Genomic DNA, 15,187 nt, shown 5'->3' with positions numbered 1-15,187 from the left:
TTTATCGCTAATGTAGTAAAAAATATCAGCACCCATGTAGACTAAGATTTTACCCCTATTGGCTAGCGGCTTAGCGCGGCACTTCTTAATTTGTTACATGCGGATTATTACGGTTTGACAGAAAACGAGTTTTATATTAATTACTTCTTAATCAGCTTAAATTTTTTCAGTTGTTGCCCATTTTTATTGATCACACCCACATACACCCCTGTTGACAAAGCATTAAGTGCAAATTTATTCGAACTGGTGGCTTTTTCTTCAAAAACTTTCTGACCTAACATGTTAAAGATAGACAGGCTGTAATCTTCAAATGATCCGCTCAGAATCGTTAAATAATCAGATACCGGATTAGGAAAGAATGAAAATTCATTCTCTTTCAGGTACACTACCGATACGAGATCGCTCTGTACCTGACCGCTGGCCGTTTCGAACGTAACGCGGTAAAACTGGATTCCGGTTTTTGGCTTATCATCAAAAACTGTATAATCCAGCTGGTTTGAAACGGGCCTGGTTTGCTGTAAAACACTAAAAGTATTTGGTCCGGTCTGTTTTTCCCAGATGATGTTCTTTATATCCAAAGTGGTACCTACACTCAGTTCAATTTTTACCCGTTTATCATCGGTTAACGAAGCAAACAAATTTCTCACGTAACAGGCAATGCCCTGCTGGGTATAATCGATGGTGTAACTTTTTAAACCTGTAAAACCCGCACCATTTGCAGCCACGGCAAAGTAATTACTATTCATTTTGCCGGCGTCAAGCTTAACTATGGTATCAGCAAGCGTTAAAACCGGCGAAAGGATATTATCTGTGATATTATACAATGTATAGTCCTTTGCTCCGGGCTGTGCATTCCAGCTGAGTACCAGACCATCTTTGCAAACATAGCCAACTTTTAATACCCTCGGACTTGAAATAACAAAGGGTTGACTCAATATTTCCTTACCTTCCACTTCCATTTTTACCATGGCTTTAACAAACAGGTTTGATGGAATCCAGTGGTAAAATCCTTTACTTAAATCAACACCCGCGGCAATAGATTTCCAGGTATTACCTCCGTCATAGCTAACTGACAGGTTTCCTGTTTTACTCGTATATGTATTTTCCCATCGGATATAGTTATCTTCATTAGCAAAAAAATATTCGTTTTTCACAGGACTAACAAAGGAAAAATCATTCTTGAATGTGTAACGATAAGCCAATGCGAAAAGTTGATTATTGCCCTGTTTAATCCGATCACCTTTAACATGAATAGTATAAGTACCAGCTGATGGTTGATTGAGCGTAACCTGTTGAACGTTATTGAGAAGATCGGCCTTACGCACCGCTGGTTTTGAAAGGGAATCTAAATGAGGAAAGCTGCTTAATACCCAGGGCAGCATCAAATTGCCTGCGGGTGTTTCCAGGCTTAAATCCAATCCATTAACCAGGCTTTGTGCGGCATTTACAATAGCAGGAGGATCATTCCAGGCGATGGTCAGCTTTACTTCCTCCACATTAGCGGGAATAGTTAAGGGGATCAGTAAATCCTGGTTTTTGGCTACCTCATATAGTGATGCCCTGTTTTCGTCCAATGTTTTTAACGACTGGCTCACATTTAATTTTCCGTACCCATACACAAAATCGACCTGTGCAGTACCTAAATCATCAGCGGAGTTGATTAAGGTTGCCCTGATGAGGGAAGCAGATGCCGCTTTTTTATATTTCTGCTGATAAAACTGTTCTACCAAAGCAACAGATCCACTGGTAATGGCTGCAGCCCCCGATGTTCCGTCTTCGCCCAGGGCAACCAATTCAGGTTTTACACGCCCATCGTAAGCAGGCCCCTTGCTGCTCAGGTTTTCAGCCATATTTTCTCTGTTAATCCCTCCTATCACCAATAAATTTTTGGCCTGCTTGAAATTGCCGGTTAAGTTGGCACGGGCTGCTATACCCTGATAAAACCCCGCAGATGGTGTGGCAGTACCTTTATTTCCAGCCGAGAAAACATGGATCAAGGTGTCGGTTTCAAAAATCTGTTTATCGTATGCCGCAGCCTCCATTCCATAATCGTTATCGATATCGGTTCCATAAGAATGATTTTGAACATTAACCCGAAGTTTTTTTAAATCGGTAGCCAGATCGGGCATTAAATTCGTGAAATCAGAATAGGCCAGCCTGGCCTTTGGTGCTGCCCCCAGTCCACGGATAAAGGAATTACCATTCCCCAAAGCCAGGGTAGCCATAATGGTAGCATGGGTAGTTGGCGTTTTACCAATAGTGGCTCCCACAACGGTTTTCCCCATTAAGTCAAGATCAGAAGCATCATACATTCCTTCTTTAAAGGACACATTTATACCAACACCATCAATACCTGGATAAAGGTTTCGGGCGTTAGAGATCTGGTTAAGGCTAAGGTCGAGACCGTTGATTACAACCTCCTCCTTAGCTACAGGCAAAACATCTGCATATAAGAGATCACCAAGCTCCAGCAAAAACATTAAGTCTTTTGGCGAGAGGTAGGCTGTACAGATGTGATTGATGTTATCGATTGATTTTATTTTTACACCTGCCAGCGCCACTGGTAGCGGATTTACATTTTTAAAGGCTAACCGAACCAGAATAGAATCATTCTTTTTACTGCTTTTATTGAACACTTTCATCAATCTGTCACTAACTTTCCAGAGCCCGTTAGCTTGTTCCTGATCAACGATACTGTTGGAAAAGTTAGAAATACTCGATTTTTCGACGATAAAATGATCGCCAGAGAGGATTTTTTGGGGTTTTAACCGCTGAATTTCTTCAGCTGTTAACACCTGTTTAAATCTTACCAAAATAGACTGATCATCACTTAATTTTGTAACACTACCCGTTTTTAAAATATATTTTTCATTTTTTTTATCTATTCCACCAGGTTGTATCTGTGCGTTTAAACTAAAAACAGACAGACAAAAACATAAAACTAAAAATACAGTAATGACTTTCAAAAAATATTTTATTATAAAATTTTGGTTACATGATATATCTTCCCTAAATTAGGATTTATAAGGTAATCCGCAAATATTATTAACTAACTTATTCAACCTAAACTAATTTTATTCTAACTAAGATGAAAACAAGCAACTTTTTATCGATTGCAGCCGCCTGCATTCTACTCACAAACCTATACTCTTGTAAGAGTAACAATACAGAAAATGCCGTAGAAAATAAGAGCGAAATTTCTGCAAGCAAATTATCACAGATCAAATCGCTCGGTTTCAGTACTGACAATATCCGTAAAACAGATGAAGGCTATCTGGTAGAGGGAGATATTCTTTTAACCGACGACAATTTAGCTGAGCCTTCTACCGGGGCAAATTTAAATATCGCCGAAACAGAACAGTACAGAACCACAAACATTGTAAAATCGTTGCCACGTGTAATTACGGTATCGGTAACCAACCTGCCTCAGGTATATAGCGATGCGGTGAACACCATGATTTCGAGATACAACTCGCTGGGTTTACGCATCACTTTCCAGAGAGCCAGTGCAGGTATAACCGGAAACATTAATGTTGTAGGTTTTAACGAAGGTCCGAGCGGTGGTTTTATTACCTTAGGCTCTGCCGGTTTCCCGACTTCATCAGGCCAGCCATTTAATCAGATCAGAATGAACACCAATTCAGCGGCCTATGGTTCAAATCCTAATTTATTGTACCTGGCTTCTGTAATTCAGCATGAGGTTGGCCATTGCATTGGTTTCCGTCATACCGATTACATGAACCGTGCTTTTAGCTGTGGTTCGAGTGGTGCCGGTAATGAGGGGGCATCAAACGTGGGCGCAGTAAGAATACCGGGAACACCTGCTAATCCGGATGCAGCATCATTCATGCTGGCCTGTTCAAACGGCGGCAACCGTACTTTCAACGCAAATGATGTAATTGCCTTAAATTACCTTTACAAATAAGATCAAAAACCCAGGATTATCTTAAAACCTAAAAAAGCCTTCCGATTTGATCAATCGGGAGGCTTTTTTATTTAAAATTAAAGATGATCGAAAGTTTACGGACCAGACGCTCCAAAAGTCAGGTTTTGGTAATGTTGGGTTTGGAGCGCGCAGCCAATGCAAAACAGTTAATTTCTTCCCGTTTTACGCTTATACGCTTCGCTGCCTCGTGCCTCGTTGCTGCAGGGTATCGCTTCAACCGGGGCTAAGTGGCAAGGGCAGCATTTCATTTTTGAAGTAGAAAAGCCGCCTGGCTGTGCAGCGGTAATAACGGTTCGTGAAGACACGAACCAAGGCGGGGTAAGGCTTCATAGTAGCCTATTTTGGATATTAACCAATTATAAAAATAATAAGGTTCGTAAGGACACGAACCTTGGCAAAAGAATGAGAAAAACTTCGGTTGAAAAGTCTCATTTGAAACACAAGCCCAAATGAAGTAAACCTGATAGCGCCAGATAGCTCCCGATTTTAAATAAAAATTGTATATAAAAAGATTCCTATCAGGACTATGGGCAATAGCAGGACTGGAATAGCCGAAGAACCACCCAAGCCTGCTTTCCGAAAAACAACGATGTTTAAAAAAAATGGTCCGTGAAGATACGAATCATTGCAAAAGATGCTGATTTCTTAAGACAATCATTTAATGGATGAGTGGTTCGTGAGGACACGAACCACGGCTATTATTAAGTCCAACAAAGGATCTTAACACAGCTAACAATCCTGATCTGTGTTTATCCTTTTCATCTGTGGTTAATTACTTTCCATTCTGCTCAATATCTCTGTCCATTTCTACCAGATCAACATCGCTCGGTTCAGAAAAATCACCAATTAAATATTTATTGAAATGATCGGCCAGTTTCCAGAAAGCATATTCTGTCATATCTCCAAAACCATGGCGCTGCCCCGGAATAATCAGGAAATCGAACCGTTTACCTGCTTTCATTAATGCATTGGCTACCCGGATAGAGTTTGCCGGGTGCACATTGTTATCTACGTCGCCGTGCATCAATAACAAATGTCCTTTCAGGTTTTTTGCCAGATCAGGATTTTTATCAATGCTGTATTTAAATGATGTATCGCCTTTTAAAGAGATGGTTTCCTTAACACCATGGTGTTTTTCGCTCCACCAGCGGTTGTAAATACTGTTATCATGATTTCCGGCATTTGAAACCGCCGCCTTAAAGAAATCGGGATACACCAGCATGGCCGCGGTAGACATAAAACCACCACCGGAGTGACCGGTAATGCCCACCTTCGATTCGTCGATAAACGAATATTTGGCAGCCAGTTGCTCAACAGCTGTTTTTTTATCTGCTAAACCATAATCGCGCAGGTTTCCATAACCATAAGTATGGTACCATTTAGAGCGTGATGGATTTCCGCCGCGGTTGCCTACCGTAATTACGATGTAACCAAATTGAGCCAAACGTTCAGTGCGGTCCATACTTTTGCTGAAAGCTTTATTTACCGCTTCGGTTTGTGGCCCCGGGTAAACATATTCAATGATTGGATACTTTTTATTGGGATCAAAATCGAAAGGTTTATACATAACGCCATACAGATCAGTTATCCCGTCATCCGCTTTTACTTTAAAAGGTTCAGGAAATTTGTAACCCGCTGCCATGAGCAATGAAAGATCAGTTGTTTCCAGATCCATTACTTTTTTGCCCGTTCCATCATAAAGTGTCGCTTTTGGTGCTGTATTTACCCTCGAATAGTTATCTACAAAAAAAGTGTTGTTATCATTCATATTCGCCAGGTGATCAAAGTCACCGGCATTTAATAATTTCATATTCGAACCATCGAAATTGATGCTGTATAAATGTAAGTAATAAGGATCTTCTTTGCCTTCCCTACCATTGGCCGTAAAATACAGTATGCGTTTTTTCTCATCGATATTAACAATACTTTCACAGTGGAAAGCACCTTTGGTAATCTGATTTTTCAGCTTACCATTTTCATCAAAAAGGTAAAAATGTGCCCAACCATCACGTTCACTCCAATGAATCAGCTCTTTACCATCATTAACCAAACCCGGGCGGTTCACTTCAACGTAGGTATTAAAACGTTCATCAATTAATGGGGTAACCTTGCCTGTGGCAATATCAACAGTACCGATATCGATACGTTTTAAATCGCGGCTGGTACGCGAAAAATAGAACCTGTTATTGTTACCTAACCAGATAGATGGACGAAATTCGTTATCACGGTCTTTATTTAAAGCTGGTTTGCTCCAAACGGATACACTTTGATCTTTAAATGCAGATACATTTAGTTTTTTATAAGATTTTGCGGCAAAATCGAACAATAAAATTTCATCCTGAGGAGCTTCGGACTCTCCGGGCATCTGGTATTTATAAGTTTCTAAAGTGGGGCGGCCAGGTGTAACGCTGTTGATTACCCAAAGGTCTTTTACCTTACGCGAATCGGTGCGGTCTAATACAAAATATTTAGAATTTGGCGACCAGAGCACATAAGCGCCGCGGCGTTTCTTATTGTTTTTTTCGTTCTCCACATTGTTCTCGCCATCGCCGTCACTTCCATAAGAGTAAAATTTTACCCCATCTTTGGTAAGCTGATGCTCCACAATGGTACTATCCTCTTCATTATTAACTGCTTTTTTGTAGTTGTCTTTATCCATCCAATACAGATTGTAATTGCGGGAAAAGATAATGGCTGAAGAATCGGGTGCTACCGAGCCCCATGATGGTTTAGGCTTGGGTTTACTGAAATTTGGCACCTCGGTTAATTTTGCACTGGCCAGTTCATATTTGAAAGAAAATATTTTCTTCTGCATAGAATCTGCGGCTTTTTTATCCTTTCTATCTTTTTTTACTTCTTCAACCGTGCTCTTGATTTCGAAAGAAATACTTTTTTCGTCGGCGGCAAATTTTAAGTTTTCCAGGGGTAAGTGTTCGGCATCAAACGGATCGCGAACAATCAGCGTAATATCTGCAGCAAGTTTTGCATTATCAAACATTAATTTTTTGCTTTTGGCTGCAGGATCTACCAAATACCAGAATTTTCCTTTCGGACTTTCGAAAGTATACCAGAAACGGTTACTCAATTTTAACCAATGCGGATCTACAGCTGTGGAATACACCATCTTTTTCAGCTTATTTGGCGAAAACCGCGAAGCCAACTGATAATTTGCCTTAGGCTGTGGCTGAATATTTTCGGTTAGGGTAAATGTTTTATTTTGTGCAGCAACAGTTAAGGATAAAAACTGCGCGCCCAGCAGAAATTTGTAGAGTTTCTTCATTTAAATTTGTTTGAGTTGCTAAATTATTTAATTAAAGGATATTAAGCAGGCTTTGATATGTAATAAATGCGATAGTTAGTATAATTTCTTACCACTCAAATTAATTATTAACACAATCTATTTTGATAGATAAATAATTGAGGGATTTTATAGTTTTGTACCCATATACACTAACAATGAAATACAGCTTTTTAACCTTAATAACAGCCGGTGCAATCTTATTGGCCAGCTGCCAATCTAAATCACAAACAGACAGTTCTACAGGAAAAGATTCGACTGGTAAAACAACACAAACCAGCGAAAATTCCAAAGCTGCTGCCATTGACGTTTCAAAAATAAAAGTGGCTGATGCTAAAACCATCCTGGCCAGAAAACAAGTCCCGATTTTATGTTACCACCAGGTAAGAAACTGGAAACCAACTGATGGCAAGGTAGGCAAAGATTATATTGTAGAAATCCAGAATTTTAAAGACCAGATGAAAATGCTGGCCGATAGCGGTTACCATACCATTTTACCCGATCAGCTTTATGCTTACCTCAATACCGGTGCTCCATTACCGAGCAAACCCATTATGTTAACCTTTGATGATACTGACATGGACCAATTTACCGTTGTGCGCCCAACGTTAGAAAAACTGGGTTATAAAGCAGTTTATTTCATCATGACCGTTTCAATCGGCAGAAAAGGCAAGTTTGTAGATTACATGACGAAAGAGCAGATTAAACAACTGTCTGACGAAGGAAATGTGATCGGCAGCCACACTTACGACCATAAAAACTTCAAAAAATACGCGGGCAAGGATTGGGAAGAACAACTAGACAAACCAACCAAAAAACTGGAGGAGATTACAGGCAAGAAAATGACCGAATTTGCTTATCCGTTTGGTTTATGGAATGCAGAAGGCATTCCCGAGTTAAAAAAACGCGGTTTCAGAATGGCCTTCCAGTTATCAACCAAACGTGATGAAAAGGATCCGTTGTTTACCATCCGCCGGATTATTGCCAGTGGCTACTGGTCGCCAAAAACCTTAAGCAACAGCATTAAAAACAGCTTTTAATCAGGTATAAAAAGTTATTAAATGAAGATGAAAAGTTTTCTGCTCTACGGCGCGGTTTCTACATTGTTTTTAGCCTCGTGCCAATCATCTGGTGCTTCAAAAGGAAAAACTACTACAAAAGCCGCTACAGAAGAAATTAAAACAGATTCGACAAACAACAGACCCGCCGATAACAAAACCATCATGGCACGCAGAGAGGTGCCCGTTCTGTGTTATCACCAGATCAGAAACAATATCGCCAGCGACAGTAAAAGGGCACATGATGATATCATTGCTCCCGATAAATTCAGGGAACACATGAAAATGCTGGCCGATAGTGGCTACCATTCTATTCTGCCTGATCAATTGTATAATTACCTGGTTTATGGTGCCAGGTTACCTGAAAAACCCATCATGATCACGTTTGATGATACGGATGAAGATCAATTTACAGTTGGCAATGCTACACTGAAAAAGTATGGCTTTAAAGGTGTTTATTTTATCATGACGGTATCGATCGGCAGAAAAGGACGGATCAATTACATGACCAAAGAGCAGATCAAACAACTGTCTGACGAGGGAAATACCATTGCCAGCCATACCTACGACCATAAAAATTTCGCACAATTTACTGATGGGGATTGGAAAACCCAGATTGATGAACCCACAAAAAAACTGGAAGAAATTACAGGCAAAAAAGTAGCATATTTTGCATTTCCTTATGGTGTTTACAAATTATCTACCCTGCACAAGTTAAAGGAACATGGATTTAAGGCAGCCTTTATCCTGTCTACAGCTAGAGATGAAAATTATCCGCTTTACACCATCAGGAGGATAATTGATCCGGGAAGATACACGGCAAAAAACCTTTACTATAGCATCAACAAAAGTTTTAATAAAACAAAATCTAAGCAAAGCGGTTAATGATTAAAAATTAAGCGTTGCGGGGTTAAAAGATGGAAGAATTATATTCCAGATGATAACTCAGCATTAAAACCTTTAATCATTGCACTATGAAGTATTCTTTTGTTTTTCTTCTTTTTGGATTAGCGATAACACTGGCTTGTAATAACCCTAAAAACGGGAACAACAATAATGCAACCACTAATGGTATAAATTCGACTAAAAAAGAGCTCCCTAAGAGTTTTTACAAAAGGTTAGAAGGCACTATTGCAGGTAAAAAGGTAGTTATGCATCTGCAAAGAGTTGATGATCATGATGAAGTGAGTGGCAGCTATTATTATGATGGATCATGGCTTAATCTCTCAACTGATACGGTAATCGGCAAAGATAGCATTGTGCTGGCAGAGTATAATTTTTACGAATCGTACTTTAATCAGGACTCAAAATCGCCACTTTTAAAATTAAAATGGAATGGAAAGGGTTTTGATGGTATATGGGAAAGTGGTGATAAAACAAAAAAATACCCGGTAGCTTTAACAGAAAAATATCCGGAAGGCAGTTATCCATTCAGCATCGGAATTTACAGAGACTCTGTTAAAGCATTTGCTGACCGGACAAAATCTCCTACTGCCGAAATCAGTTTTCAATATCTTGAAAGCAAGAGCAATGATGAAAATAGCAAATGGCTTGATTCAGAACTTAAAAAAATCTTCGGTCTGGAACAGGCCGATCGCTTAACCGGTTTCAAAAATCTGGCAGCTACCTATTTCAGCGATTATAAAACCGAGGTTGCCGAACAGCAAAAAGATGGCCGGGGAAGTGAATTTGAGGCCTGGATGAATTATACAGACAATAGTCAGCAAACGGTTAATTACAATGATAATGGTTATGTTGTGGTTGATTTCCTTACCGATACTTACACTGGCGGTGCACACGGAAATTACAACAGCAGCATGATCTGTTTAGATGTGCCGAACAAAAAACAATTGGCACTAACTGATATCATTAAGATAGATTCAAATGTTTTGTCAGGCATTTTAGAACGCAATCTCCGTAAGGAATATAATATCAAAGCAAAAGATGCATTAAGCACCGTTCTTTTTGATGATTTTATTAAACCCAATAATAACTTCTATTTTAATGCCAATGGCATTGCCTTTATGTACAATCCATATGAGGTTGCCAGTTATGCACAAGGACAAATTGTAATATTTATTCCTTATTCGGACGTAAGGACTTATCTGGTGCCAGCCTTTGCAAAGCGAATGGGCATAAAGTAACTGTCAACCGCGTTAATCATTTTTAATCTGCGGGAATTTATTGATTAATCGGTTAATTGTTTAAACTGGTTAACTGTGAATTCAAACTGTCAACTGAACACTGGAAATGGCCAACTGCGAACTGTCAACCGCGTTGATCATTTTAAATCTGCGGGAATTTATTGATTAATCGGTTAATTGTTTAAACTGGTTAACTGTGAATTGAAAACTGTCAACTGAACACTGGAAACCGCCAACTGCGAACTTTCAACCGCGTTGATCATTTTTAATCTGCGGGAATTTATTGATTAATCGGTTAATTGTTTAAACTGATTAACTGTGAATTGAAAACTGTCAACTGAACACTGGAAACCGCCAACTGCGAACTTTCAACCGCGTTAATCATTTTTAATCTGCGGGAATTTATTGATTAATCGGTTAATTGTTTAAACTGATTAACTGTGAATTGAAAACTGTCAACTGAACACTGGAAACTGTCAACTGCGAACTGTCAACCGCGTTAATCATTTTTAATCTGCGGGAATTTATTGATTAATCGGTTAATTGTTTAAACTGATTAACTGTGGATTGAAAACTGTCAACTGAACACTGGAAATGGCCAACTGCGAACTTTCAACCGCGTTAATCATTTTTAATCTGCGGGAATTTATTGATTAATCGGTTAATTGTTTAAACTGGTTAACTGTGAATTGAAAACTGTCAACTGAACACTGGAAACCGCCAACTGCGAACTTTCAACCGCGTTAATCATTTTAATCTGCGGGAATTTATTGATTAATCGGTTAATTGTTTAAACTGATTAACTGTGAATTGGAAACTGTCAACTGAACACTGGAAACTGTCAACTGCGAACTGTCAACCGCGTTGATCATTTTTAATCTGCGGGAATTTATTGATTAATCGGTTAATTGTTTAAACTGGTTAACTGTGAATTCAAACTGTCAACTGAACACTGGAAATGGCCAACTGCGAACTGTCAACTGAAAACCGTCAAAGTATCTCCTCTACGATATATTCTGTCCCATTAAACTTAAAGCTTTCATTTACAGCTTTTCCGATCAGAAACCTGCCAATGGGCGATACCTGAGAAACAGCAAAAAATTTTTGTCCGTCCGTATTCAACTCCCCTGCGCTAATGCTGATATAGAAATTACCTGCCGAGGTGATTACCAAACTACCGTTTTTAACCAACCGATCTGATGCGACATTTTCAATCTGTTGTAAAGCAATTTTCTGCTGACCGGCTTCATACAATAATTTATTGTTGCGATCCATCTCCTGCTGCATCATTTCACGCGTAGTTTCGTATTTGTCGCCAGCACTGCTTTTGGTGTCATCATTCGATGCCTGCCTGGCCTGTTGCAGCGAATATTCAATATTTTCGATCCTGTTTTGGATAAATGTCAGACAAAGCTGATAAAGTTTAGATTTTAAAGCAGACATAAATATTATGGATAATGGAAGATGGGTGAAGGATAATATACCTATTTGCGAAGGTCAAAAGCCAGGTTTAAAATGGATTCAATTTTATTTTTGGGAATATCTTCGAGGTGATTGATCAATAAAATTTTCATTCTGGCCCTTTTCTCCTGCAACAGATCTTCGTGTTCAATTTGATGCCCGTCAACCAAACCAATGTAAGGCTGATGGAGTTTTTTATGGATCCAAAGATAACAGAACATTTTTCCTTTGTGGTAATAAAAAGGCATTCCGTATTTCCAGTGCTCAGTAATATCGCTATAATCCATTAAAAGTAACCTTAAATATTGTAGGCAACATTTTACGGGCTTATCTTTTTGTTCGAAATAGTTATCCAGGGGATTTAGCATAATATTATATAAATAGAATAATTAGAAAGATCGAAGTGGAGAAATCTTTTAAATTTCGTCTCAATATTTGCTTCAAAGATCTCTCCGTTCCGCTAAGCTCCAGTCGAGAGGACGAAGACTTTGGACTTAGTACTCAAGGACTACTCCTCTATCCACCTCACTTTTTCTTCCATGGGCGTCCGGTTTGGTGTCCAGGGTTTTTCGTTATGATACCCCATGTAAAATAAGCCGATGCATTTCTCGTTTTCACCCAGATCTAAAAAATTGCCTAAATAATCAATCAAAGGCGGCGAACTCCAGTAAGCGCCAACCTTCAAACTCTCTGCGGTTAAAGCCATGTTCTGAACCGCACAGGAAACCGCGGCCAGCTCTTCCCACTCGGGTATTTTACCGCTTAGTTTCATATTAATGGCAATAATACAGTCAGCCTGTCCTGTTTTCTCGGCAAAACTATCGTATTTTTTCTGTAAAAACTGTTGTGGAGAAACCACCTTTTTATATAGGTTACCAAGCTCCTCACCTAGCCTCGCCAAGCCTGCCTTCCTGATCACCACAAAACGCCAGGGCTGGGTTAACTTGTGTGTGGGTGCATAATTGGCCGCTTCTAAAATCTGGTTAATAATCTCAACCGGAATTTCTTTTTTGATATAGCTTGCAGGAAAAATACTGCGACGTTCTTTTATAATTTTTGAGATGATATCGTATGTTGTACTCATTCGGTAAAAATAGTTAAAAGCTGAAAGATTTTATAAGGCTGAGGGCTGAAGGTGTAGGGTTTAGGGCTAAAATATTGAAGATTTAACTTTGAATCAACTGAAATTAGTAATGGTTGATTAGTCATTGGTTCATTTGTTCATTGGTCATTGGTTATTGGTAATTTGTAACAGTAAATTGATAACTACCAACTGAAAACTGCCAACTGAAAACTGCCAACTGAAAACTGCCAACTGAAAACCGTCAACTGCTAACCGCCAACTGTTTCCTGATCTGTTTCACCTTCGCAAAGAACCCTATACTTTCTTTATCCACGAGAAAATCCATAGTTTGTAAAAGTTCTTCCTTAATCCAGTTGTGTTTAACATTTAAATTAGCCAAAATATTAAGGCAATGTGATTTTATGGCCACAGGGATTTTCTCATCAATCAACCAGGCAAAAACAAGCTCTACCAAATGGTCCGTATCATAATCGGCAATAATATTTTTCATTTCTATTGAAGCATTTCTTTTCGTCATAAGGGCCAAAATTTTAACATAATGCCTTAATGCCGATAAATTGTTCTGTTTCGGAAATTGCTCCAGGAAATAGAGCGCATGAGGTAAAAACTTTTGTTGATGGTTAACAAATACATTCTCCAAAATCCAGGCCGCCCGAAACCCGATCTGCTGATCATGATAAAAACTGAGATCGATGAGGTCTTTTACCGAAAAGCCATCAGTTGAAGCGATGGCCGCTAATTTTTCTACTTTACTTTTTTGAAGGGTGGTTTTTATGGTTTCGAGTAAGGTTTGATTTAGCATGAGGCTAAAATAAATATTTTAGGATGAAGTACATTCATATAAGTCGGCATGATACTGTATCATAAATTGTATTTTAATCAAATTTGTCACTTTGAGCTTAGCCTGTGCTGAGCTGGACGAAGTATCGAAACGCCTTAAAGAGATTCAAAGCAGATCCTTCAACAAGCTACCATTGACAGACTCCCCTAAAAAAAATCGTCATCTCGACTGTAGCGAAGCGAAATGGAGAGATCTTTTCAACCGAATTATTAAAATCTGGTTTAAAAGATTTCTTCCAGCCTTTATGATCAGGTCTGCCCGTACAGGCGGAGACTGCCGTGAAAATGATGATACTTCGATACCATTCAATTTCTTTAACATCTGTCCATTTATATTGATTTTTATAAAATAAATTATCCCTTAGGATTACAATAATTTATCAGAAGACCTTATTTAATATATAAATGCTGCGTTCATTAAGATTAGCTTCGCTGAACACCTCGTAGTTCCCGCATGCGCAAGAATGACATATTCCCCATTTTAAAACAGCTTATTAAAAATAATAATTTAATGTTCCGGAACAAAAGTTTTATTCCCGAAAATATCGGTTTTAAAAACACCTGCTTTTTTACCATTAACATCTTCTATAACCGTATTGCCGAATACATCTGCTTTGTATTTTGCCAACACATTTCCATGCTCGTCCTCAACAATGGTTTCTCCAAATAAATTCTTTTTCTGCTTTCCTATGGTTTTACCATTACCGTCTTCTATTATCATGTTCCCTGAGATATCAGTTTTATATACATTTATCTTCTCACCATGTTCATCTTCAATAATGGTATTACCAAAAATATCATTTTTTTCCCTGATCTTAACTTCTGTTTTCCCATCACCCGGCACTAAACCATTTAATGGTTTTGGCTCCAATCTCTCACCGCTTTCAGTTTCCAAAATGGTATTGCCCGAAAAATCTTTCTTTTGTTTAGCCACGGTTTTCCCACCTTCATTTTCCAATACCGTATTGCCAAAGAAATCCTTTTTTTCCTTTGCAATGGTTTTACCATCTTTATCCACTATAATGGTATTGCCGAAAAAGTCTTTCTTCTGCTTACCTATGGTATGATCCCGCTCATCAACAAGTGTTGTATCTCCATAAAAGTCTACTTTATATTTATACCGGGAATTTTGGCCATAAGCCATGACGGACATGCTAGACATCATTATGCCTAATAGGGTTAACTTATTCATATTGACTTCATTTTGTGTGTATTGCTAAAATACTAAAATTAGCGCAAGAAAGACCGAATAAACATTTATAATCTTCTCAATTGGAGGCTTTGCGATTTAAGCCATTGGCCAAAAGCTTCTACCCCTTTGTAAAATAAACCCGGTAGCAGCGAACACGGAGTGCA

Annotated in this window: 11 protein-coding genes; 4 read left to right on the top strand and 7 right to left on the bottom strand. The window is 38.8% G+C overall.

What is annotated here, in order from left to right; translation table 11 throughout:
* Window positions 1-140: 140 nt before the first annotated feature.
* Window positions 141-2,966: a S8 family serine peptidase gene (locus ACFE6N_RS04470; protein WP_378934226.1), complete on the bottom strand. Its 2,826-nt coding sequence runs from the start codon at window positions 2,964-2,966 to the stop codon at window positions 141-143.
* A 122-nt stretch (window positions 2,967-3,088) separates the two neighbouring features.
* On the opposite strand from ACFE6N_RS04470, the gene ACFE6N_RS04465 reads away from it, so the two are divergent.
* The gene (locus tag ACFE6N_RS04465) at window positions 3,089-3,925 is read left to right on the top strand and encodes a M57 family metalloprotease (RefSeq protein ID WP_378934224.1); all 837 of its coding nucleotides are present in this window, start codon (window positions 3,089-3,091) and stop codon (window positions 3,923-3,925) included.
* A 793-nt stretch (window positions 3,926-4,718) separates the two neighbouring features.
* Here ACFE6N_RS04465 and ACFE6N_RS04460 read toward each other — a convergent pair.
* Window positions 4,719-7,226 (bottom strand): DPP IV N-terminal domain-containing protein, encoded by a 2,508-nt coding sequence (locus ACFE6N_RS04460; RefSeq protein WP_378934222.1) that lies wholly within the window; start codon window positions 7,224-7,226, stop codon window positions 4,719-4,721.
* Between the two features lie 176 nt (window positions 7,227-7,402).
* Here ACFE6N_RS04460 and ACFE6N_RS04455 point away from each other — a divergent pair, with 176 nt between their 5' ends.
* The 3 genes from ACFE6N_RS04455 (at window position 7,403) to ACFE6N_RS04445 (ending at window position 10,446) form a co-directional block, all read left to right on the top strand.
* Window positions 7,403-8,284 carry a polysaccharide deacetylase family protein gene (locus tag ACFE6N_RS04455; protein ID WP_378934220.1) on the top strand — a complete coding sequence of 294 codons (882 nt, stop codon included), beginning with the start codon at window positions 7,403-7,405 and terminating at the stop codon, window positions 8,282-8,284.
* Window positions 8,285-8,305: 21 nt separating this feature from the next.
* Window positions 8,306-9,187 (top strand): polysaccharide deacetylase family protein, encoded by an 882-nt coding sequence (locus ACFE6N_RS04450; protein WP_378934218.1) that lies wholly within the window; start codon window positions 8,306-8,308, stop codon window positions 9,185-9,187.
* 89 nt (window positions 9,188-9,276) lie between these two features.
* Window positions 9,277-10,446, top strand: a complete 1,170-nt coding sequence (locus ACFE6N_RS04445; protein ID WP_378934216.1) for a DUF3298 domain-containing protein — start codon at window positions 9,277-9,279, stop codon at window positions 10,444-10,446.
* Window positions 10,447-11,436: 990 nt separating this feature from the next.
* Here the strand turns inward: ACFE6N_RS04445 and ACFE6N_RS04440 are convergent.
* The 5 genes from ACFE6N_RS04440 to ACFE6N_RS04420 all read right to left on the bottom strand — a co-directional run bounded on the left by ACFE6N_RS04440 (window position 11,437) and on the right by ACFE6N_RS04420 (window position 15,023).
* Window positions 11,437-11,889 (bottom strand): 3-oxoacyl-ACP synthase, encoded by a 453-nt coding sequence (locus tag ACFE6N_RS04440; protein ID WP_378934214.1) that lies wholly within the window; start codon window positions 11,887-11,889, stop codon window positions 11,437-11,439.
* Window positions 11,890-11,930: 41 nt separating this feature from the next.
* Entirely contained in the window at window positions 11,931-12,275 is a 345-nt protein-coding gene (locus tag ACFE6N_RS04435; protein WP_378934212.1) for a DUF1801 domain-containing protein, read from the bottom strand.
* Between the two features lie 140 nt (window positions 12,276-12,415).
* Window positions 12,416-12,991, bottom strand: coding sequence for a nitroreductase (locus ACFE6N_RS04430; RefSeq protein ID WP_378934210.1), 576 nt, complete (start codon window positions 12,989-12,991; stop codon window positions 12,416-12,418).
* Window positions 12,992-13,232: 241 nt separating this feature from the next.
* Window positions 13,233-13,793 (bottom strand): hypothetical protein, encoded by a 561-nt coding sequence (locus ACFE6N_RS04425; protein ID WP_378934208.1) that lies wholly within the window; start codon window positions 13,791-13,793, stop codon window positions 13,233-13,235.
* Between the two features lie 546 nt (window positions 13,794-14,339).
* Window positions 14,340-15,023, bottom strand: coding sequence for a hypothetical protein (locus ACFE6N_RS04420; RefSeq protein ID WP_378934206.1), 684 nt, complete (start codon window positions 15,021-15,023; stop codon window positions 14,340-14,342).
* Window positions 15,024-15,187: the final 164 nt, after the last annotated feature.

This window comes from Pedobacter sp. BG31, from assembly GCF_042464845.1.
GTDB classification, from domain to species: Bacteria; Bacteroidota; Bacteroidia; order Sphingobacteriales; family Sphingobacteriaceae; genus Pedobacter; species Pedobacter suwonensis.
This window is presented reverse-complemented; position numbering and strand designations above follow the sequence as displayed.

What these genes read in the sequence shown, in the direction of transcription:
- ACFE6N_RS04465 (WP_378934224.1), top strand. Translation starts at nt 3,089, where the DNA reads ATGAAAACAAGCAACTTTTTATCGATTGCAGCCGCCTGCATTCTACTC.
- ACFE6N_RS04430 (WP_378934210.1), bottom strand. Translation starts at nt 12,991, where the DNA reads ATGAGTACAACATACGATATCATCTCAAAAATTATAAAAGAACGTCGC.
- ACFE6N_RS04425 (WP_378934208.1), bottom strand. Translation starts at nt 13,793, where the DNA reads ATGCTAAATCAAACCTTACTCGAAACCATAAAAACCACCCTTCAAAAA.
- ACFE6N_RS04460 (WP_378934222.1), bottom strand. Translation starts at nt 7,226, where the DNA reads ATGAAGAAACTCTACAAATTTCTGCTGGGCGCGCAGTTTTTATCCTTA.
- ACFE6N_RS04440 (WP_378934214.1), bottom strand. Translation starts at nt 11,889, where the DNA reads ATGTCTGCTTTAAAATCTAAACTTTATCAGCTTTGTCTGACATTTATC.
- ACFE6N_RS04445 (WP_378934216.1), top strand. Translation starts at nt 9,277, where the DNA reads ATGAAGTATTCTTTTGTTTTTCTTCTTTTTGGATTAGCGATAACACTG.
- ACFE6N_RS04435 (WP_378934212.1), bottom strand. Translation starts at nt 12,275, where the DNA reads ATGCTAAATCCCCTGGATAACTATTTCGAACAAAAAGATAAGCCCGTA.
- ACFE6N_RS04455 (WP_378934220.1), top strand. Translation starts at nt 7,403, where the DNA reads ATGAAATACAGCTTTTTAACCTTAATAACAGCCGGTGCAATCTTATTG.
- ACFE6N_RS04420 (WP_378934206.1), bottom strand. Translation starts at nt 15,023, where the DNA reads ATGAATAAGTTAACCCTATTAGGCATAATGATGTCTAGCATGTCCGTC.
- ACFE6N_RS04450 (WP_378934218.1), top strand. Translation starts at nt 8,306, where the DNA reads ATGAAGATGAAAAGTTTTCTGCTCTACGGCGCGGTTTCTACATTGTTT.